The organism is Flavobacterium hibernum (assembly GCF_000832125.1).
In the GTDB taxonomy this organism is placed as follows: domain Bacteria; phylum Bacteroidota; class Bacteroidia; order Flavobacteriales; family Flavobacteriaceae; genus Flavobacterium; species Flavobacterium hibernum.
Window position 1 is genome coordinate 212,886 of record NZ_JPRK01000004.1, and the last position, 19,159, is coordinate 232,044.

Genomic DNA, 19,159 nt, shown 5'->3' on the forward strand with positions numbered 1-19,159 from the left:
TAAATCAAGACAATAGTTTTAGATAATAATAGGAATACGTTTTTTATTTCGAATAGCTACTCTTACCAAAACAAATCCGCTAGTTATAATCATTGGTAAAACAATAAAGAAATGTGCTTTGTTGATTAGAAAAATGGTGTAAACGATCAAAAAGATCAAGTGTATAACAGCAAATCGATACGTCCATCTTTTGTTTTTTGCAATTGAAAAGAAAATCAAAATCAACAAAAGAGGACTAAATAAAAGTACATTGTAATTCATTGCCAGTTCTTGGTGAAGAGAATAAAACCCCACAATAACAAAAAAGACTCCAAGTAAAGATAAAATTAAAAGATAAATTTTATCAACTATTTTATTATGTGCTAAGACTACAAAAGCTAATATAATTAGATATGTGTAAACATTATTCCACCAAGATGAAGGTGTTTCTTTCTTAAAATCTAGTAAAGTTTTGCTTTTGCCAGCTAAAGGATGATTTTGAAAAGTAGTTTTTTCTAGACTGTTTTTTAACTCAAAAGGCAAAAAGATCTTAGTTCCTAATTGATCTACTTTAGTTCCGAAAATAATACTAGTACCTAATTGTTCGTAAAAATGACCATTAAAATATGGGAATAAAATAGAACGATAAGTAATATCAGTTTCACCTTTTTTGGTAATTACATTTCCATTCAAAGACAAATTAATGACGTCAACAACCATTGAAGTACAGTTCTTATCAATAAATTTATATGTATAAAAACGATCTTCAGAAAATATAGTTTTATTTAGTTTGTCGAAAAGTTTTTGTTTCAATTCTTGTGGCATAAACAATTCCTGCTCAAAAATGCTTCTTTTTTCAGCAGTGTATTCATTCACGAAATCTCCAAATGCGGCTGCAGTTGCACAATATTGTAAGTCACCTTTGGCAAATCTGGCAACAAAGTTTGGTGTTCTAAAATCAAACGTACCATAGTTGTAAACGACATCAATATTATTTGTAGGATCAGCAACTCTAATGGCTGTATGGCCAAAAAAAGAATAAGATTCGTTACCAAGTCCACAGGTCAGAACACTTACTTTAGCATCTTTTGATAGCGGTAAATTTTGGCTAAAACCTACAAAACTTAGTAATAATAGTAAACTAAAAAGTGTTTTTGTGAAAATGACATTTTTCATAATTTAAAATTTTAAGAAGTGTAAGGTTTTATAAATTTTATCTAAAGATACCCAAATCTACTTTTAAAGAAAAAATATTTGAGTATAAAGCTGTACTTTGGTTTCCTAAGTCAGTCAAAGCATAGTCAACCTGAATGCCTTTGTATTTAAAACCTAATCCAATATTAGGCTGAAAATTTACTTTTTCAGTATTATCGAGTTGCGTTACATTTTGAAAATTTCCTGCACCAGCTCTTAAAAATACAAGATCAGTATAACCAAATTCAAAACCAATTGCAGGATCAATACTTACCGCTTTTGAAGAAATAATATCGTTAGTTTGCTCAAATCTCATATTCAAATTTGTAGCAATCAAAAGACTATAATCGTTATGAAATTCAAATTTTCTAGAAACTCCTAATTGAGCTTTTGGTAAAGTAATCTCAGTGCTTTCTGGTAATTCATTGTTTTCGCCCGGAATAGCATTTGCAATTTTTTGATATTCTTTCTCGTCAATATTCCAAATATTGTAAGTAGTTGTAATATCTCGAAGCATTAATCCAAACTTCCAATCATTACGTTCAAACTGAAGACCAACATCAAATCCAAAACCCCATGAATTAGCAAATTTTCCAATAATTCTTCGAATTACTTTCGCATTAACCCCATATTGAAATCCGTCAACAGGTAATTTTCTGGCATAAGAAAAGGTGAAACCATAGTCAGCAGTCGAAAATAAACTAATTCTGTTGTAATCAATATTACCCTGATTGTCGATTAATTGTGTAGTATCCATAATATCATCAACACCAAAACGAATCATCGAAATTCCCCAAGCACTTCTGTCATCAATTGGACTTGCGTAACCTATATAATCATATTGAGCAATATTTGCAAAATAATTGGCATGCATTAAAGAAATTTGGTGATCTTCAAGATTCGTTAAACCGGCAGGATTCCAATAAACAGCATTGACATCATTTGTAGAAGCAACCACTGCGCTCGACATACCTAATGCAGCTGCGTCGACACCAATGTTCATGAACTCATTCGAATATTTCCGAACAGTTTGAGCATATTGTACTGAACAACTCCAAAAAAATAAAAAGACTAGAATTTTCTTCAACGGATACTTTTTTACAAACCGAAGTCTGTTTTAATTTTTACCAAAAATATAATATTTTACTCAGCAAATTTATTCCTTTTGATAAATATTACTAAAGTCAAAATTTCAATTGAAAAACTCTTGCAAAAACCCCTTTTTAGTTGCAGTTATTATGCTAAATTTGTTGCATTCCATTATCAAATAATTTAAAAGATGAATATTAAAAAACACATTCCTAATTTAATTACATTAATCAATTTATTTTGCGGTTGTATCGCAGTTGTTTTTGTATCAAAAGGCAACTTCGAAATGGCTTTTTATATGGTTTGTTTAGGAATCTTTTTTGATTTTTTTGATGGTTTTTTTGCCAGATTATTTAAAGTTTCAAGTCCGTTAGGGTTGCAGTTAGATTCTTTGGCAGATATGGTAACCAGTGGTGTTGCACCAGGTTATGTAATGTATAGCTTGTTTTTAAAAAGTGCAAATCCTAATGATGAAATAGCGTCGGCTATTGTTCCTTTTCTTGGGTTTATAGTTACTTTAGGTTCTTGCTACAGATTGGCCAATTTTAATATCGATACACGTCAGACAGATTCGTTTATTGGTTTACCAACACCTGCAAATGCATTGTTTATTTTGAGTTTGCCTTTGGTTATTGAGTATTCAGATTCTTTAGTAATATTCGGGATTTTAACTAATCATTGGGTTTTGTTGGCGATAACTTTATGTAGCGCTTATATTTTGAATGCCGAAATTCCTTTGTTTTCATTAAAAATAAAGAAATTTAATTTAAAAGATAATGTATTACAAATGGTTTTTTTGTTGGTGGCGGTAGTTTTAGTATTACTTCTTCAATATCTTGCTATTCCGTTAATTATCATTTTTTATGTGTTGTTATCGGTTGTGAATAATCTTTTCTTGAAAAAGTAGATTTATTTGAATGGCAAGAAAAACAACTACACGAAGAACCTCATATTCTCGAAAATCGAAACCTCAAAGATCGTTTTTGGCAAGTGGGCTTCGCTTCATAATTTATTCATTTTTAGTAATACTATTCTTTAGTACAATTTATCATTATCGTGATGGATTGGCTTATTATCTTGGTTTTAAATCAAGTAAAGTTTTAGATGAAAATGAAGTTGATAAGCATCTTTCAGATGTTAGAAACATTCAGGTTTTAGAGAATCACAAAGGAAAAGTTATAGGTATTGATGTTTCAGAATTTCAAGGAAGCGTTCAGTGGGACGAAGTTGAGGTTCTAGAAGAAAAATATCCTGTACAATTTGTTTTTATTCGCGCTACCGCGGGTAATGATAGAGTTGATAAACAATTTGAACGTAATTGGAAGGGAGCAAAAAAACATAAAATTATTCGTGGAGCTTATCATTATTATCGTCCAAACGAAAATTCGATAGAGCAGGCAAATCTTTTTATTAAAACAGTAAAGCTGCAGAAAGGCGATTTACCGCCAGTATTAGATATTGAACGATTGCCAAAAAATCAACCTTTAGATAGTTTGAAAAAAGGCTTAAAGCGCTGGTTGAATAAAGTTGAAACACATTATCAGGTACGTCCAATAATTTATACTGGAGAGCGTTATTACGGAGATTTTTTGAAAGAAGAATTTGGAGAGTATTTATTTTGGATTGCCAACTACAATTTTTACAGAGAAAAAATCGAAGACGATTGGCTTTTTTGGCAGTTTACAGAAAAAGCGTATTTACCTGGAATAAAACACAAAGTAGATGTAAATATCTACAATGGAGATTTACAGCAATTACAGTTTATTACAGTGGAGTGATTTGCTTTTAGATCTGATTTATTTTGATAAAAATCAGAACAATAATTATTACGAGTGGTAAGAGAAGCAAAACCGAATAAGGATTTGCAAAGTTTATGGTATATCCCATCCATTCGATTTTTTTTGGTGGGAGTAATCGTTTGTCTTTGGGATTGTAATAAAAGAACCTCAAATACCAGTTTTTTGGGTCTTTGTGCCAATTGTCGTAATCTTCCTGAGTTGGTTTTTCTGACTTCATTTTTTAAATTAGTTTTCAGCCCCAGTTTTCAGTATTCACAGAGACTGAAAACTTAAGACCGTATACTTTTTTAAAATTCAAGTTTCTTTTTTCGTAATTCGAAGTTTTGTCCAAGATAAACACGACGAACCATTTCATCCTCAACTAATTCTTCCGGAACACCCGCTTTCAAAATTCCACCTTCAAACATTAAGTATGTTTTGTCAGTAATTGCTAATGTTTCCTGAACGTTGTGATCGGTAATAAGAATTCCGATGTTTTTGTTTTTTAATTGAGCAACAATTCTCTGGATATCTTCAACCGCAACAGGGTCAACTCCTGCAAAAGGCTCATCTAATAGAATAAATTTTGGATCTGTTGCCAAAGCGCGAGCAATTTCAGTACGACGACGTTCTCCTCCCGAAAGTAAATCACCTCTGTTAGTACGAATGTGTTCTAAACTAAATTCCTCAATTAAGCTTTCCATTTTTGCAATTTGTGCTTCTTTAGAAAGTTTAGTCAATTGCAAAACACTTAAGATGTTGTCTTCGATACTTAATTTTCTGAAAACAGAAGCTTCTTGTGCTAAATAACCAATTCCTTGTTGCGCACGTTTGTACATAGGATAATCGGTAATATTCAAATCATCAAGAAAAATATTTCCCTGATTTGGTTTAACCAATCCTACAATCATATAAAACGAAGTAGTTTTTCCGGCACCATTTGGTCCCAAAAGTCCTACGATTTCTCCCTGATTTACTTCGACAGAAATCCCTTTTACAACACTGCGACCTTTATAGGTTTTGATTAAATTATCGGCTCTTAGCTTCATTTAGTTCAATTAGATAATTAGATAATTAGATAATTAGAAAATGAGATAATTAAAACTAACTCAAATTCAATTTTATAATTTGATTTGAAAGGCAAAATAAATGTAAAATTATCAATCAGATAAATCAATTAACAAATTATTGCATTTTCAAAATTTAGAATTTGTACTTCAAAATTAAATAATTAGAGCATTTTAAGAAATTATCTAATTATCAAATTGACACATTTTCTAATTATTTTACAGCTTCTTCCAGAGCTTCCCAAAATTCATATGCTCTTCTTAAATGAGGTACTACAATTGTTCCTCCAACCAAAGTCGCGATTCCCATAGCTTCCATCATTTCTTCTTTTGTAACGCCTTCTTTGTGACTGGTTTCTAAGTGATACTTTACACAATCATCACAACGTAAAACAGCAGATGCTACCAATCCTAAAAGTTCTTTTGTTTTTACATCAAGAGCTCCGGCAGCGTAAGCATTTGTGTCAAGGTTAAAAATTCTCTTCACAATTTTATTATTGTCGGCCAATAATTTTTCGTTCATTTTAGAACGGTAGTCGTTGAATTCTTGTATGATATCAGACATTTTCTTTCAATTTATTTTTATAAACAACCTTGGAAATAAGAATACTTACTTCGTATATAATCAACATTGGGATAGCTACAATAGTTTGACTCACAACATCTGGAGGAGTTACAATTGCTGCTACAATTAAAATGATCACTACGGCATATTTCCAATATTTTCTTAAAAACATAGGAGTTACTAATCCTAGTTTGGTCAAGAAATAAATTACGATTGGTAATTCAAAAAACATAGCACTACCAAGTATACTAGTTTTAACCATTCCCATATATGAGTCAAGCGTGAATTGGTTCTTTACAACATCACTTACAGAGAAAGTTGCAACGAAATTTACGGACATCGGTATTACTACAAAATAGCCAAATAGTACTCCTAAAAAGAAAAGTAAAGAAGAAACGAAGATGAATAATTTTGCATTTTTGCGTTCTTTCTCATATAAAGCAGGGCTGATGAATTTCCATACTTCCCATAAAATAAAAGGGAAACTTAGTATGAAACCTGCCAAAAGACACATCCATACAAAAATGTTTACTTGTCCTTCCATTTCAGTATTCTGAATAATGAAATTCAGCTCAGTAATACAAATGCTATCTGCAAATCCCAATTGATGAGATAAGTCGCAAAACCAAACATAAGTAAAAAAAGTAGGTCTTATTGGACCCAAAATAATTTGATCAAATAAATAATCACTAATAAAATAAGTAAAAAAAGCCATTATGCATATTGCAATTGTACTTCTTACTAATAACCATCTAAGTTCTTCAAGATGGTCTAAAAATGACATCTCGCCAAGGTTCTTTTTTGCCATTATACGATTCCTTCTTTTAAAATGTCATGTAAATGTAGTACACCTTTGTACTCTCCGTTGTCTGCCACAATAAGTTGTGTTATAGAAAAATCTTCTAAAATATTCAGTGCATCAACCGCCATCGTTTCTGAAGAAACTAATTTAGGGTTTTTTGACATAATGTCCCTTGCAGTTAAATCAGCAATAGTATCTACGTCATTTAGCATTCTTCGGATGTCTCCGTCAGTAATAATTCCGATAATTTTATCATTTTCGATAACCGCTGTTACGCCTAATCTTTTTTCTGAAATTTCAAAAATTACCTTTTTAACCGAAGTTTCCGGAGTAACTTGAGGTTTTAATGAATGCTCGATCATGTCTTTCACGCGAAGCAATAGTTTTTTTCCTAAAGCACCACCTGGATGATAAACTGCAAAATCTTCGGGTTTAAAATCGCGCATTTCCATTAAGCAAACCGCAAGAGCATCACCCATAACAAGTTGTGCGGTTGTACTATTTGTTGGAGCTAAATTTATTGGGCAAGCTTCCATCTCGACTGTAGTGTTCAAAACATAGTCAGAACCTTTGGCTAAAAAAGAAGTTACGTTTCCAGTGATCCCAATTAAAATGTTTCCAAAACGTTTTAATAAAGGAACCAAAGCTTTTATTTCAGGACTATTCCCACTTTTTGAAATACAGATAATAATATCTTCGTTCTGTATCATTCCCAAGTCGCCATGAATAGCTTCTGAGGCGTGCAAGAACATAGATGGAGTCCCGGTAGAGTTAAAAGTAGCGACCATTTTTTGAGCGATAATGGCGCTTTTTCCAATGCCTGTAACGATCAAACGACCTTTAGTTTCATAAATGCGTTGGGTTGCTTCGTAGAAATTTTCGTCTAGAAAATCAATTAGTTTTGTAATTGCTTCACTTTCAGAGAGTATGGTTTTTTTGGCGATTGCCAATATATTTTCTTTTGTGATCAAAACAGAATATTTAAAATTTGTATGTATAAAAGAAAGTTGTATCTTTATGTGTTGCAAATTTATACAAAATATCCATTAATATAAAGAATGAATTCAAACGAAATTGAAATACACAAGGAATTAAAGAAGTATTTCGGCTTTAGCCAATTTAAGGGCTTGCAGGAGCAAGTCATTACGAGTATTTTAAACAAGAAGAATACTTTTGTAATTATGCCTACCGGTGGCGGAAAGTCTCTTTGTTATCAATTACCCGCTTTAATTCAGGAAGGAACGGCAATAGTTGTTTCTCCTTTAATTGCTTTGATGAAAAATCAAGTTGATGCAATTCGTAGTCTTTCTTCAGAAAACGGAATAGCACATGTGCTAAACTCTTCCCTTACCAAAACAGAAATTGCGCAAGTTAAAAAAGACATTACCTCGGGTTTGACTAAGCTTTTGTATGTGGCACCGGAATCTTTAACTAAAGAAGAATATGTCGCTTTTTTGCAAAGCGTGCCAATTTCATTTGTAGCTATTGATGAAGCTCATTGTATTTCAGAATGGGGACATGATTTTAGACCGGAATACCGAAATCTGAAAAACATAATAAAACAATTGGGGCAAGTGCCAATTATTGGACTTACTGCAACTGCAACTCCAAAAGTTCAGGAAGATATTCTTAAAAACTTGGATATGTCTGATGCAAATACTTTTAAAGCATCATTCAACAGACCAAACTTATACTACGAAGTTCGAACAAAAACAAAAAACATAGAATCGGATATTATTCGATTTATTAAACAACATAAAGGCAAATCTGGAATTATTTACTGCTTAAGCCGTAAAAAAGTAGAGTCGATTGCAGAAGTTTTACAAGTTAACGGAATTAGCGCGGTTCCATACCACGCTGGTTTAGATGCAAAAACCAGAGCCAAACATCAGGATATGTTCTTGATGGAGGATGTAGATGTTGTGGTAGCAACAATTGCTTTTGGGATGGGAATTGATAAACCAGACGTTCGTTTTGTAATACATCATGATATTCCAAAATCACTAGAAAGTTATTATCAGGAAACGGGTCGTGCCGGTCGTGATGGAGGCGAAGGACATTGTTTAGCGTATTACTCTTATAAAGATGTAGAGAAACTGGAGAAATTTATGTCTGGAAAACCAGTTGCAGAACAAGAAATTGGTTTTGCTCTTTTGCAAGAAGTTGTGGCTTACGCCGAAACTTCAATGTCGCGCCGAAAGTTTTTACTGCATTATTTTGGTGAAGAATTTGACAGCGAAACAGGCGAAGGTGCAGATATGGACGATAATGTTCGTAATCCTAAAAATAAAATTGAGGCCAAAGACCAAGTCGTTAAATTGTTGGAAATTGTTCGTGATACCAAACACATTTATAAATCAAAAGAAATTGTGTTTACTTTAATAGGTCGCGTAAATGCAGTTATTAAAGCGCATAAAACAGATACACAATCTTTTTTTGGTTCAGGATCTGATCATGACGAGAAATATTGGATGGCTTTACTTCGCCAAGTTCTAGTGGCAGGTTATTTATCAAAAGATATTGAAACTTACGGTGTCGTAAAAATCACCAAAGAAGGTTTGAATTTTATTAAAAAACCAGTTTCATTTATGATGTCTGAAGATCATGAATACAATGAATCTGAAGACGAAGCAATCGTAACAGCATCCAAAACATCAGGGACTGCTGATGAAGTGTTGATGGGAATGTTACGTGAATTACGTAAAAAAGTAGCCAAAAAACTTGGAGTCCCTCCGTTCGTTGTTTTTCAAGACCCTTCTCTTGAAGATATGGCTTTAAAATATCCAATTTCATTAACTGAATTGTACAATATTCATGGTGTTGGAGAAGGAAAAGCTAAAAAATACGGTGGAGAATTTGTAGCATTAATTAGTCGCTATGTAGAAGATAACGATATTATTCGTCCAGACGATTTAGTAGTAAAGTCTACAGGAGTAAATTCGGCAAACAAATTATACATCATTCAAAACATAGATCGAAAGTTATCATTGAAAGATATTGCTTCGGCAAAAGGACTTTCGATGGATGCTTTAATTAAAGAAATGGAAATGATCGTATATTCTGGAACGAAACTTAATATTAAATATTGGGTTGACGATATGCTTGACGACGATCAGCAAGAAGAAATTCACGACTATTTCATGGAATCCGAATCAGATAAAATCGAAGACGCTCTTAAAGAATTCGACGGAGATTATGATATTGATGAATTGCGTTTAATGCGTATTAAATTTATTAGTGAAGTAGCTAATTAAAAAATGTTTTCAGTCTCAGTTTATAGTTTTCAGTTTTTACTGAGACTGAAAACTGAGACTTAAATTTATGCTCGATAAATGACTGTAAACTGCCACTGAGAACTGTGACTTTTTTACCCCTCATATATTTCCCCACGATGTGGTTTTAAAGCATCTCGAACTTGAATCATATTTTCATCGGTTACAACCATAAAAGCAGTTGCATGCATTTCGTTTAAGATAGAAAAGCCAGTTATGTTTAATGGTAGTTTTTCTATTGTGATGTATTCTTTTAAATGAATTTCATGATGTTCAGCCGTTTTTGCCGAAGCCGGACCACGAAAATCCCAAATCAATTTTATTTTTCTAGACATTTTTTTAAGGTGAAAGGGTTCTAAGGTGCAAAGGTACAAAGGTTCATTTGAAGTTTTACTTTGAAATTATCTTATTGTCAGTTCGAGCGAAGTCGAGAACTGCGTGTGCATTTCGACTTCGCTCAATGTGACAGGACTGAATTTTGCAATGCATAAAAATTAGAATTGGTAAAATCTCATTTCAAAATACTACTTTTGCATGTTCTTTTCATAAATAGAAAAGCTAATTGAATAAATAAAACACAATGCCAAGAGAACTTTTACTTCAGGTAACTCCAGAAATAGCTGCAAACGAATTGTTGCTAAAAGACTATTTGTCTAAACAAATAAAGGTTTTTCCACAGGAAATTCAACATGTTTCTATTTTAAAACGATCTATTGATGCGCGACAAAAAGCGATTAAAATCAATTTAAAAGTTATCATATATCTAAAAGGTGAACCTTTTCAGGAAACCAAGATAGAGCTACCTATATATAAGGATGTTTCTTCAGCTCAGGAAGTAATTGTAGTTGGGGCAGGTCCGGCAGGACTTTTTGCAGCTTTGCAATTAATCGAATTAGGCTTAAAGCCAATTGTAATCGAACGCGGAAAAGATGTTCGTGGCCGCCGTCGCGATTTAAAAGCGATAAATGTAGATCATTTAGTTAATGAAGATTCTAACTATTGTTTTGGAGAAGGTGGAGCAGGAACTTATTCCGACGGAAAATTGTATACACGATCTAAAAAACGTGGCGATGTAACCAGAATTTTAGAGCTTTTAGTTGCTTTTGGAGCTTCAGAAGATATTTTGGTCGAAGCGCACCCACATATTGGGACGAACAAATTACCTAAAATCATTGAGGATATCCGAAACAAAATCATCGAATTTGGTGGTCAGGTTTTATTTGATACCAGAGTAACTGATATTTTAGTTAAAAACAATGAGATTGAAGGAATTGTAACTCAAAATGGAGATAAGATTCTTGCTAATAAATTGATTTTGGCAACAGGGCATTCAGCACGAGATATTTTTGAATTACTAGATAAGAAGAAAATTTTTATCGAAGCGAAACCTTTTGCATTAGGAGTTCGTGCAGAGCATTCGCAACAATTAATTGATAGTATTCAATACAGTTGTGATTATCGCGGAGAACATTTGCCTCCGGCACCATATTCAATTGTAAAACAGGTAAACGGTCGCGGAATGTATTCGTTCTGTATGTGTCCGGGTGGAGTAATTGCACCTTGCGCAACAAGTCCGGGTGAAGTGGTTACAAATGGTTGGTCGCCATCAAAAAGAGATCAGGTAACGGCAAATTCTGGAATTGTGATCGAATTGAAATTGGAAGATTTTAAGCCTTTTGCAAAATTTGGCGCCTTGGCGGGAATGGAATTTCAGAAAAGTATTGAACAAAAAGCATGGCATTTGGCTGGGGAAACTCAAAAAGTTCCGGCTCAAAGAATGGTCGATTTTACTCAAAATAAAGTTTCGGCAGATATTCCGAAAACATCCTATGTTCCGGGAACAACTTCGGTAGAAATGGGGCAGGTTTTTCCGGGGTTTTTATCGCAGATTTTACGCGAAGGTTTTAAAGAATTTGGAAAATCAATGCGTGGTTATTTAACTAACGAAGCTATTTTGCATGCGCCGGAAAGTAGAACTTCATCGCCAGTTAGAATTCCTAGAGATCCTATTACGTATGAGCATTTGCAAATAAAAGGTTTGTATCCTTGCGGAGAAGGAGCAGGTTATGCCGGTGGAATTATTTCGGCAGCAATTGATGGTGAAAAATGCGCTTTGATGATTGCTGAGACTTTATAAATAAAAAATACAGTCTAAAAATAATCACCGCGAATTCACGAATTACTTAAGATAAAATTCGTGAATTCGTGGCGAAATAATAATGAGTTATGTGTATCGTTCCTCAAAATGACAAATTACTGTAAAAACTGAAAACTGAAAACTACATTTAAGGAATCAAAATAATTTTACCTGTACTTTTTCGGCTTTCTAAATAATCGTGCGCCAACTTTCCTTCTGATAATTTAAAAGAAGTTGGTTCTGAAAGTGTAATTTTTCCTTGAATAATCCAATTGAATAATTGAGTTGTACGTTTAATTCTTTCTTCTTTAGAGTTTAAATAACTCCATAAATCTCCACCAGTTAAAGTTTTTGACGTGTCCATTAACATTCTCGGGTCTACAGGTTCTGGATCTCCACCTGCCATTCCAAAGAAAACAACTTGTCCACATTCTTTTGTAACTTCAAAGCTATCCATTAATGTGCTTCCAATGCTATCGTAAACAACATCGACTCCATTTGGGATAGTTTTAAAAACTTGCGATTTCCAATCTTCATTATATAGGAAAACATGATCTGCTCCCTGTTCAATAGCAACTTTTGCTTTATCAGATGATGAGGTTAAACCAATAACATTCGCGCCCAAAAGTTTGCTGATTTGCGTTAAAAACTGGCCAACTCCTCCGGCAACAGCGTGAATTAATACTGTTTCGCCTTTTGTGGTTTTATGACTGTCTGTTGCTAAATAATGTGCGGTTAAACCCTGCAATAATATAGAAGCGGCAGTTTCGAAGGAAATAGCTTCCGGAAGTGGTAAAACGTGATTTATATTTACGGCAACTAATTCGGCATTTGCAAAAGGAACATCGGCGAAAGCCACACGATCTCCAGCTTTATATCCTGGATGATTATTAGCGTCAACTACAATTCCAGCGCCTTCGTAACCTGCGATAAATGGCGGATTTCCTTTTAAATGATAGTTTCCTTTTCGTTTGCAAACATCGGCAAAATTTAATCCGATGGCTTTCATCTCGACTAAAATTTCATCGTTTTTTAATTGCGGATTTGGAATTTCGATATATTCCAGAACATCTGAATTTCCAAAAGAAGAAAAGGTAAGTGCTTTCATTTTAATTAAAATTTAGGAATACAAAGTTCGGTAAAATTTAACGACAGATTAAAAAGATTTTCAGAGTGTTGCTTCGAATTATAATCAATGCTAATCTTTTTAATCTGTGGAGAAAAGTGAATTATATTTTAGGAAATTTCATGTCGTTGAAAGTACTTTTTTCTGCTGCGAGTTTTTCAATATCCTGCCATTTTCTTGGAGAATCAGCAGATAAATTTTCGTACGTATCTTTTTTAATGGCAATATCATCTTCGATACGAACACCAATATTCCACCATTTTTTATCGCACTTACTACCTGCCGGAATATAAATTCCAGGTTCAACGGTTATGATCATGTTTTCTTTTAGAGCGCTTTGCGGACCTTTAAAAGTAAATTTGTCGTGAACGTCCAGACCTAAAAAATGTGAACATGAATGTGGATAGTAAAGTTTTACATCTTTTGGATCGGTTATAATTCCTAATTTTATTAAGCCTTTTGCTAAAACTTCTTTGGCGGTAGCGTTTAAGTCGATAAGAGGGGTTCCTTCTTTACAGATTTTAAAAACAGCTTCTTGCGCGTCATAAACCAATTGATAAATTGCTTTTTGTTCTTCTGTAAATTTCCCATTGGCAGGAATTGTTCTGGTGACATCTGCAGAATAACCGTGATATTCAGAGCCAACATCCATTAATAATAGTTGATTATCTATTTTCGTGCTATTGTTTTCTTCGTAATGTAAAATACATCCGTTGGCGCCAGCACCTACAATTGGGTTGTAACCTTCGCCTTCAGCACCATATCTTTTGTGAATATAAGTATGGATTCCTTCTGCTTCATTTTCGCTCATTTGTGGACCAACAGCTTTCATGACTTCGTTGTGCGCGATACACGAAAGTTTAACGGTTTTACGCATTAACTCCATTTCTTCGGGAGTTTTTATTTCTCTCAACGAGTTTGTAATGTCGGCGAAAAGGTCTAGTGAAGTATTGTCATTTGTTGTAATTCCAGCCTTAGTTTTAAAAGATTGAAGTAAGCCAAAAAGATCAAAACCAGTTTGATTTGCGTTAAGATCTGTTGGGATTTTATCGTAAATAATTTTGTCAAATTTTTTGAAATTTATAGGAAAGTCTTTAAAGTCTCTTCCATTGTAAACTGCTGTAAAACCAAGTTGAGATTTAGTTCCCTCAATGCCTAGTCGTCTGCCTGTCCAAGTTTCCTTTTTTGGATCTCTTTCTCTAATAAAGAATACTTCATTATAAGTTTCACCAGTTCCTTGATTTTCTTTAAAAATTAATAAAACTGCATCTGGTTCTTTGTAGCCGCTTAAATAATATAAATCTGGATTTTGATGAAACTTGTAATTCATATCATTAGAAAAAACTCTTTCGGGATATGAAAAAATTACTGCTACAGAATTTGCTGGCATCAAGTTTCTAAAAGCTTCTCTTCGTCCTTTATGAAATTCTTTAGACAGATAATCAGTAGGGAGGTTTTCTTGCGAATGAGATTGATTTACAGTAAATAAGAAAGCAAAGAACAAGATTATTTGTTTCATTTCTTGGTTTTTTGATGAGTAGTTTTGGTTTTTTGGTCGTTGCAAATTACAAAAAATATGAATTGATTTTAAAGGAAAAGGTTTGCTGTGAATTACGCGAATTATTATATTTTTTTGCCACAGATTAAAGGATTCTTTGGATTGTAAATCTGTGAAAATCTTCTAATCTGTGGCTAAAAAAAAACAAAAAAACCGTCCACAAAAATGGACGGCAAGCTTGAATTAACAATTATATTAACCTATTTCTTTTTGAGTTTGTCTTTGAAGACTTTCTCGAATTTTTCTATTTTCGGCTGAATCACCATTTTGCAATACGGTTGATTTTTATTATTTGCATAATAATTTTGATGATCGTCTTCTGCTTTATAAAAAGCTTTAAAAGGTTCTACTTTTGTTACAATTGGACTATTGTATACTTTTGCTTTATTAAGTTCTGCAATAATACTTTGCGCAGCTTTTTTTTGCTCATCGTTTTTATAAAAAATTACAGAACGGTATTGTGTGCCAACATCAGCTCCTTGTCGATTTAAGGTAGTTGGATCGTGAACAGTAAAGAAAACTTTAAAAATTTCATTTATATCCGTAATGTTTTTGTCGTATGTAATCTGGACTACTTCGGCGTGCCCAGTCTTTCCGGTACAAACTTCTTCATAACTTGGGTTGGCAACATTTCCGCCAGAGAAACCAGAAACCACAGATTTTACACCATCAAGATTTTCATAAACAGCTTCAACACACCAGTAGCATCCGCCACCAAGTGTAATGGTTTCAAGATTTGAAGCTTTTTTGTTTTGCGAAAATCCATTTAAGGATAAAGCTAAAATGCAGATTAGAAATATATTTTTCATGTTTTTATTATTTATTATCAGGAACAAAGTCAAGAGCAATTGAATTCATGCAATAGCGTTTTCCCGTTGGAGGAGGTCCATCATCAAATAAATGTCCTAAATGTCCACCGCAACGACCGCAAAGCGCTTCGGTTCTTTCCATTCCAAGTGAATTATCTTCTTTGTAAATAACACTTTTTTTATTGTCTTGTTCAAAGAAACTTGGCCATCCGCAACTACTTGCGAATTTTGCACCAGATCTAAATAGTTTATTACCGCATGATGCACAATAGTAAGTGCCTTTTTCGTCGGTATTCCAATATTTGCCAGTAAAAGGTCTTTCTGTATCAGCATTTCGCATTACATCATAAACATCTGCTGGTAATACCTTTTTCCATTCGGCATTTGTCACATTTAATTTTGTTGTATCTGTATTAGAATAGTACGGATTTTCGGGTTTACTTATTTTGTTTTCCATAACAACTGTTTTTGTTTGTGGTTGTTTTGTGTTTTGTCCGCAGGCTTGCAGGATGAAAAGTGGTATTAAAAAGCAAAGGCTGAAAAATAGATTTTTTGTTTTCATTGTTTTAGTGCTTTAATTCTGGTATTTCAAAGGTACGATGAGTTTTGGCATTGAAATATCGTATAATTTACAATTGAGTTTTTTTTAAGTATGTTTTAACTTTTTCTTATTTACGTAAAATAAGAGGTTGCAGTTTTTAACGCTTATTTTTAAAGGTTTTTTGAAGTTAATTAAAATGTATTGTATTGTGTTTCAGTTTTATATAAAATGCAATGCTCGTTAAACTTTTCACAATCTTTCCTAGGATTTTCAAGCCATTTCTTTTTTCGTATTTTTGTTTGTACAAAACGCCGTATGATAGAAGAAAACGTAATATTAGTTAATCAAAACGATGAGCAAATTGGCTTAATGCCAAAATTAGAAGCTCATGAAAAAGCGGTCTTACATCGCGCTTTCTCGGTTTTTATTTTAAATAGTAAAAACGAAATGATGCTTCAGCAGAGAGCACATCAAAAATACCATTCACCTTTACTTTGGACAAATACATGCTGTAGTCATCAGCGTGAAGGTGAGACGAATGTTCAGGCCGGAAGCCGAAGATTATTTGAAGAAATGGGATTTAGAACTGAATTGAAAGAATTATTTCATTTTATTTATAAAGCTCCTTTTGATAATGGTTTGACTGAGCATGAACTTGACCATGTTATGATTGGGTATTATAACGAAAAGCCCGAAATAAACACTGATGAGGTGGAAGATTGGAAATGGATGAAAATTGAAGATGTAAAAACAGATATTCAGAAACAGCCCGAAATATATACCGTGTGGTTCAAAATAATTTTTGATGAGTTTTATCATTATTTAGAAGATCACAAAATTTAAACCAGACTAACCAACAACCTAAATGAAAGTAACCATATCAAGAAAAGCACATTTTAATGCTGCACATCGATTGCACAGGAAAGATTGGTCATTTGAAAAAAACGATGCCGTTTTTGGAAAATGCAATAATCCCAATTTTCATGGTCATAATTATGGTTTAACAGTAAGTGTTACAGGAAAAATTGACCCAGAAACTGGTTTTGTTTTAGATGTGAAAGTATTAGCGGATATTATACGAGAAGAAGTAGAAATACCGTTTGATCACAAAAATCTGAATCTGGATGTTCCGGAATTTCAAGATTTGAATCCAACTGCCGAAAATATTGCGGTTGTGATATGGAATAAAATTAGAAAAAGAATTCAAGCCGATTTTGACTTAGAAATTGTTTTGAATGAAACGGACCGCAATTTTGTAACTTATAAAGGAGAAGAATAAATGTCATTAAAAATAGGAGATATAGTTCCGAATTTTACTGCGAAAGATAGTCATGGAGAAGTTTTTGAAAGCCAAAGTATTTTGGGTCGAAAACCAATCGTGATTTATTTTTACCCAAAAGATAATACGCCCGGATGTACCACAGAAGCCTGTAGTTTTAGAGATCAGTACGAAGATTTTAAGGATCTTGGAGCTGAAGTTATTGGAATAAGTAGTGACAGTGTAAAATCGCATCATAAATTTGCTAACAAGCATAAATTGCCTTTCATTTTACTATCAGATCAAGATAAAAAATTACGTCATCTTTTTGGTGTGCGCGACACATTATTTGGTCTGTTGCCAGGAAGAGTAACTTATGTTATTGATAAAAATGGTGTTGTTATTTTAATTTTTGATAGTATGAATGCCGCAAAGCATATTCCGAAAGCAATGGAGACTATTAAAGAATTAGTATTGTAGAAAAAAGAGTCATATCGGTAATCGATAAGTGATAATATTATAACCAAAAACAAATATGAAACCAAAATTATACCCTTTACAATTTGAGCCCATTTTAAAAGATAGAATCTGGGGCGGAGAGAAGCTTAAAACAATCCTTAATAAGCCAATTACTTCTAAAATTACTGGCGAAAGTTGGGAATTGTCAACTGTAGAAGGAGATATAAGCGTGGTTGCTAACGGAGTTTTAAAAGGGAAATCCTTAATGGAAATTATAGAGGAAACTCCAAATGAAATTTTAGGAACTCAGGTTCATGAACGATTTGGAAAACAATTTCCGTTATTGTTTAAATATTTGGATGCAAGAGAAGATCTTTCAATTCAAGTTCATCCAAATGATAAATTGGCTAAAGAACGACATAACTCTTTTGGGAAAACTGAAATGTGGTATGTGATGCAAGCTGATACTGATGCCCGAATTATTGTTGGTTTTAAAGAAGATTCAAGTAAAGAAGAATATTTAAAACATTTAAATGATAATACACTTGTTTCAATTTTAGATGACGTAAAGGCAAAAGCTGGAGATGTCTTCTTTTTAGAAACAGGTACCGTTCATGCCATTGGTGCTGGATTGGTAGTTGCCGAAATTCAGCAAACATCTGATATTACGTATCGTTTGTATGATTTTGATCGTGTAGATGCGCAAGGTAATAAAAGAGAGTTGCATGTAGATTTAGCACTTGATGCAATTAATTACAATAAGGTAGAAACACAAAAGAAATACGAGAATAAAGTAAACGCTTCAAATGTAGTGGTTGATTGTCCTTATTTTACAACTAATTTTATTCCGTTAGAAGATAAAGTTGAGGTAACAAAATCTGGAGAAACTTTTACAGTCTATATGTGTATCGAAGGAAGTTTTGAAATCGAATATGATGGCTTTAAACAAGCCTATAAAAAAGGAGATACGGTTTTAGTTCCTGCTGAGATAAATGCATTTATTTTGAGTGGAAAAGCTTCAATTTTAGAAATTTACATTTCATAGCGCTTAATAAAAAGATTATATGTACTTTTGCAGTCGCAAATTAAAATAAAAATAAAAATGGCAAACGTTAAAAACTTAAAGAAAGACATCAATTTCGTATTAGGAGATATTATTGAGGCAATTTACTTGTTTGAAATGTCAACTACAGGAAATCCTACTCCAGAAACGAATGCTTTGATCGACGAAGCTATTGCTGCATTTGATACTTTGATTACAAAAGTAAATGCTAAAAACGTTGAAAACAAAAAAGCTCATTTCAAACAAATAAACGTTGAATTGGAAGAAACTGCTAATCAATTGATTACTAAAATCAACGCATTGTAGTTAAAAAAAAGTATAAAAAAGCTTGATTTTTTTTTGGAAAAACGAAAAACAGGCTTATCTTTGCACCCGTAATGAGTCGCCAGCGTAGCTCAGTTGGCTAGAGCAGCTGATTTGTAATCAGCAGGTCGTGGGTTCGAGTCCCTCCGCCGGCTCAAC

General features: G+C 33.2%; 21 protein-coding genes and 1 tRNA gene. 10 read left to right on the plus strand and 12 right to left on the minus strand.

What is annotated here, in order from left to right; all coding sequences use genetic code 11:
• Positions 1–18: 18 nt before the first annotated feature.
• Both IW18_RS04270 and IW18_RS04275 read right to left on the minus strand, forming a co-directional pair.
• Positions 19–1,155: a lipoprotein N-acyltransferase Lnb domain-containing protein gene (locus IW18_RS04270; protein WP_041516325.1), complete on the minus strand. Its 1,137-nt coding sequence runs from the start codon at positions 1,153–1,155 to the stop codon at positions 19–21.
• 37 nt (positions 1,156–1,192) lie between these two features.
• On the minus strand, positions 1,193–2,260 hold the full coding sequence (locus tag IW18_RS04275) for a putative type IX sorting system protein PorV2 (protein WP_449404065.1): 1,068 nt from the start codon (positions 2,258–2,260) through the stop codon (positions 1,193–1,195).
• Between the two features lie 192 nt (positions 2,261–2,452).
• On the opposite strand from IW18_RS04275, the gene IW18_RS04280 reads away from it, so the two are divergent.
• Together IW18_RS04280 and IW18_RS04285 are read left to right on the plus strand one after the other, a co-directional pair.
• Entirely contained in the window at positions 2,453–3,169 is a 717-nt protein-coding gene (locus IW18_RS04280) for a CDP-alcohol phosphatidyltransferase family protein (protein ID WP_041516327.1), read from the plus strand.
• A gap of 10 nt (positions 3,170–3,179) precedes the next feature.
• Complete coding sequence (locus IW18_RS04285) at positions 3,180–4,040, plus strand: glycoside hydrolase family 25 protein (RefSeq protein ID WP_041516328.1); 861 nt, start codon at positions 3,180–3,182, stop codon at positions 4,038–4,040.
• A 7-nt stretch (positions 4,041–4,047) separates the two neighbouring features.
• On the opposite strand, the gene IW18_RS04290 is transcribed toward IW18_RS04285, so the two are convergent.
• The 5 genes from IW18_RS04290 to IW18_RS04310 form a co-directional block, all read right to left on the minus strand.
• A complete protein-coding gene (locus IW18_RS04290) occupies positions 4,048–4,278 on the minus strand; it encodes a DUF5808 domain-containing protein (protein ID WP_041516329.1) in 231 nt (76 codons plus the stop codon).
• Between the two features lie 70 nt (positions 4,279–4,348).
• Complete coding sequence (lptB, locus tag IW18_RS04295; RefSeq protein WP_008464443.1) at positions 4,349–5,089, minus strand: LPS export ABC transporter ATP-binding protein; 741 nt, start codon at positions 5,087–5,089, stop codon at positions 4,349–4,351.
• Between the two features lie 232 nt (positions 5,090–5,321).
• The gene (locus tag IW18_RS04300) at positions 5,322–5,672 is read right to left on the minus strand and encodes a carboxymuconolactone decarboxylase family protein (RefSeq protein WP_041516330.1); all 351 of its coding nucleotides are present in this window, start codon (positions 5,670–5,672) and stop codon (positions 5,322–5,324) included.
• The gene (gene tatC / locus IW18_RS04305; RefSeq protein ID WP_041516331.1) at positions 5,665–6,480 is read right to left on the minus strand and encodes a twin-arginine translocase subunit TatC; all 816 of its coding nucleotides are present in this window, start codon (positions 6,478–6,480) and stop codon (positions 5,665–5,667) included. The genes IW18_RS04300 and tatC overlap by 8 nt, the downstream gene beginning before the upstream one ends.
• Complete coding sequence (locus tag IW18_RS04310; protein ID WP_041516332.1) at positions 6,480–7,445, minus strand: KpsF/GutQ family sugar-phosphate isomerase; 966 nt, start codon at positions 7,443–7,445, stop codon at positions 6,480–6,482. Before IW18_RS04310 ends, tatC begins: the two co-directional genes overlap by 1 nt.
• Positions 7,446–7,532: 87 nt before the next feature.
• Between IW18_RS04310 and recQ the strand changes: the two genes are divergently transcribed.
• Positions 7,533–9,728 (plus strand): DNA helicase RecQ, encoded by a 2,196-nt coding sequence (recQ, locus tag IW18_RS04315; protein WP_041516333.1) that lies wholly within the window; start codon positions 7,533–7,535, stop codon positions 9,726–9,728.
• Positions 9,729–9,841: 113 nt separating this feature from the next.
• Here the strand turns inward: recQ and IW18_RS04320 are convergent, their stop codons facing one another.
• Positions 9,842–10,081 carry a hypothetical protein gene (locus IW18_RS04320; RefSeq protein WP_041516334.1) on the minus strand — a complete coding sequence of 80 codons (240 nt, stop codon included), beginning with the start codon at positions 10,079–10,081 and terminating at the stop codon, positions 9,842–9,844.
• A 245-nt stretch (positions 10,082–10,326) separates the two neighbouring features.
• On the opposite strand from IW18_RS04320, the gene IW18_RS04325 reads away from it, so the two are divergent.
• The gene (locus tag IW18_RS04325; RefSeq protein WP_041516335.1) at positions 10,327–11,883 is read left to right on the plus strand and encodes an NAD(P)/FAD-dependent oxidoreductase; all 1,557 of its coding nucleotides are present in this window, start codon (positions 10,327–10,329) and stop codon (positions 11,881–11,883) included.
• Between the two features lie 148 nt (positions 11,884–12,031).
• On the opposite strand, the gene IW18_RS04330 is transcribed toward IW18_RS04325, so the two are convergent.
• From IW18_RS04330 to msrB, 4 genes are all read right to left on the minus strand, one after another.
• Positions 12,032–12,991 (minus strand): quinone oxidoreductase family protein, encoded by a 960-nt coding sequence (locus IW18_RS04330; protein WP_041516336.1) that lies wholly within the window; start codon positions 12,989–12,991, stop codon positions 12,032–12,034.
• A gap of 121 nt (positions 12,992–13,112) precedes the next feature.
• Positions 13,113–14,528 (minus strand): aminopeptidase P N-terminal domain-containing protein, encoded by a 1,416-nt coding sequence (locus IW18_RS04335; protein WP_041516363.1) that lies wholly within the window; start codon positions 14,526–14,528, stop codon positions 13,113–13,115.
• A gap of 239 nt (positions 14,529–14,767) precedes the next feature.
• Positions 14,768–15,376, minus strand: a complete 609-nt coding sequence (gene msrA / locus IW18_RS04340; protein WP_041516337.1) for a peptide-methionine (S)-S-oxide reductase MsrA — start codon at positions 15,374–15,376, stop codon at positions 14,768–14,770.
• Positions 15,377–15,383: 7 nt separating this feature from the next.
• Positions 15,384–15,938, minus strand: a complete 555-nt coding sequence (gene msrB / locus IW18_RS04345; protein ID WP_041516338.1) for a peptide-methionine (R)-S-oxide reductase MsrB — start codon at positions 15,936–15,938, stop codon at positions 15,384–15,386.
• A 294-nt stretch (positions 15,939–16,232) separates the two neighbouring features.
• Between msrB and idi the strand changes: the two genes are divergently transcribed.
• The 6 genes from idi to IW18_RS04375 all read left to right on the plus strand — a co-directional run bounded on the left by idi (position 16,233) and on the right by IW18_RS04375 (position 19,155).
• Positions 16,233–16,760: an isopentenyl-diphosphate Delta-isomerase gene (idi, locus tag IW18_RS04350; protein WP_041516339.1), complete on the plus strand. Its 528-nt coding sequence runs from the start codon at positions 16,233–16,235 to the stop codon at positions 16,758–16,760.
• Between the two features lie 22 nt (positions 16,761–16,782).
• Positions 16,783–17,196: a 6-carboxytetrahydropterin synthase gene (locus IW18_RS04355; protein WP_041516340.1), complete on the plus strand. Its 414-nt coding sequence runs from the start codon at positions 16,783–16,785 to the stop codon at positions 17,194–17,196.
• Positions 17,197–17,655: a peroxiredoxin gene (locus IW18_RS04360; protein WP_041516341.1), complete on the plus strand. Its 459-nt coding sequence runs from the start codon at positions 17,197–17,199 to the stop codon at positions 17,653–17,655.
• Positions 17,656–17,710: 55 nt separating this feature from the next.
• Positions 17,711–18,679, plus strand: a complete 969-nt coding sequence (locus tag IW18_RS04365; RefSeq protein WP_041516342.1) for a type I phosphomannose isomerase catalytic subunit — start codon at positions 17,711–17,713, stop codon at positions 18,677–18,679.
• A gap of 57 nt (positions 18,680–18,736) precedes the next feature.
• The gene (locus IW18_RS04370; RefSeq protein WP_041516343.1) at positions 18,737–19,003 is read left to right on the plus strand and encodes a hypothetical protein; all 267 of its coding nucleotides are present in this window, start codon (positions 18,737–18,739) and stop codon (positions 19,001–19,003) included.
• Between the two features lie 78 nt (positions 19,004–19,081).
• Positions 19,082–19,155, plus strand: a tRNA-Thr gene (locus IW18_RS04375).
• The last annotated feature ends 4 nt before the right edge of the window (positions 19,156–19,159 follow it).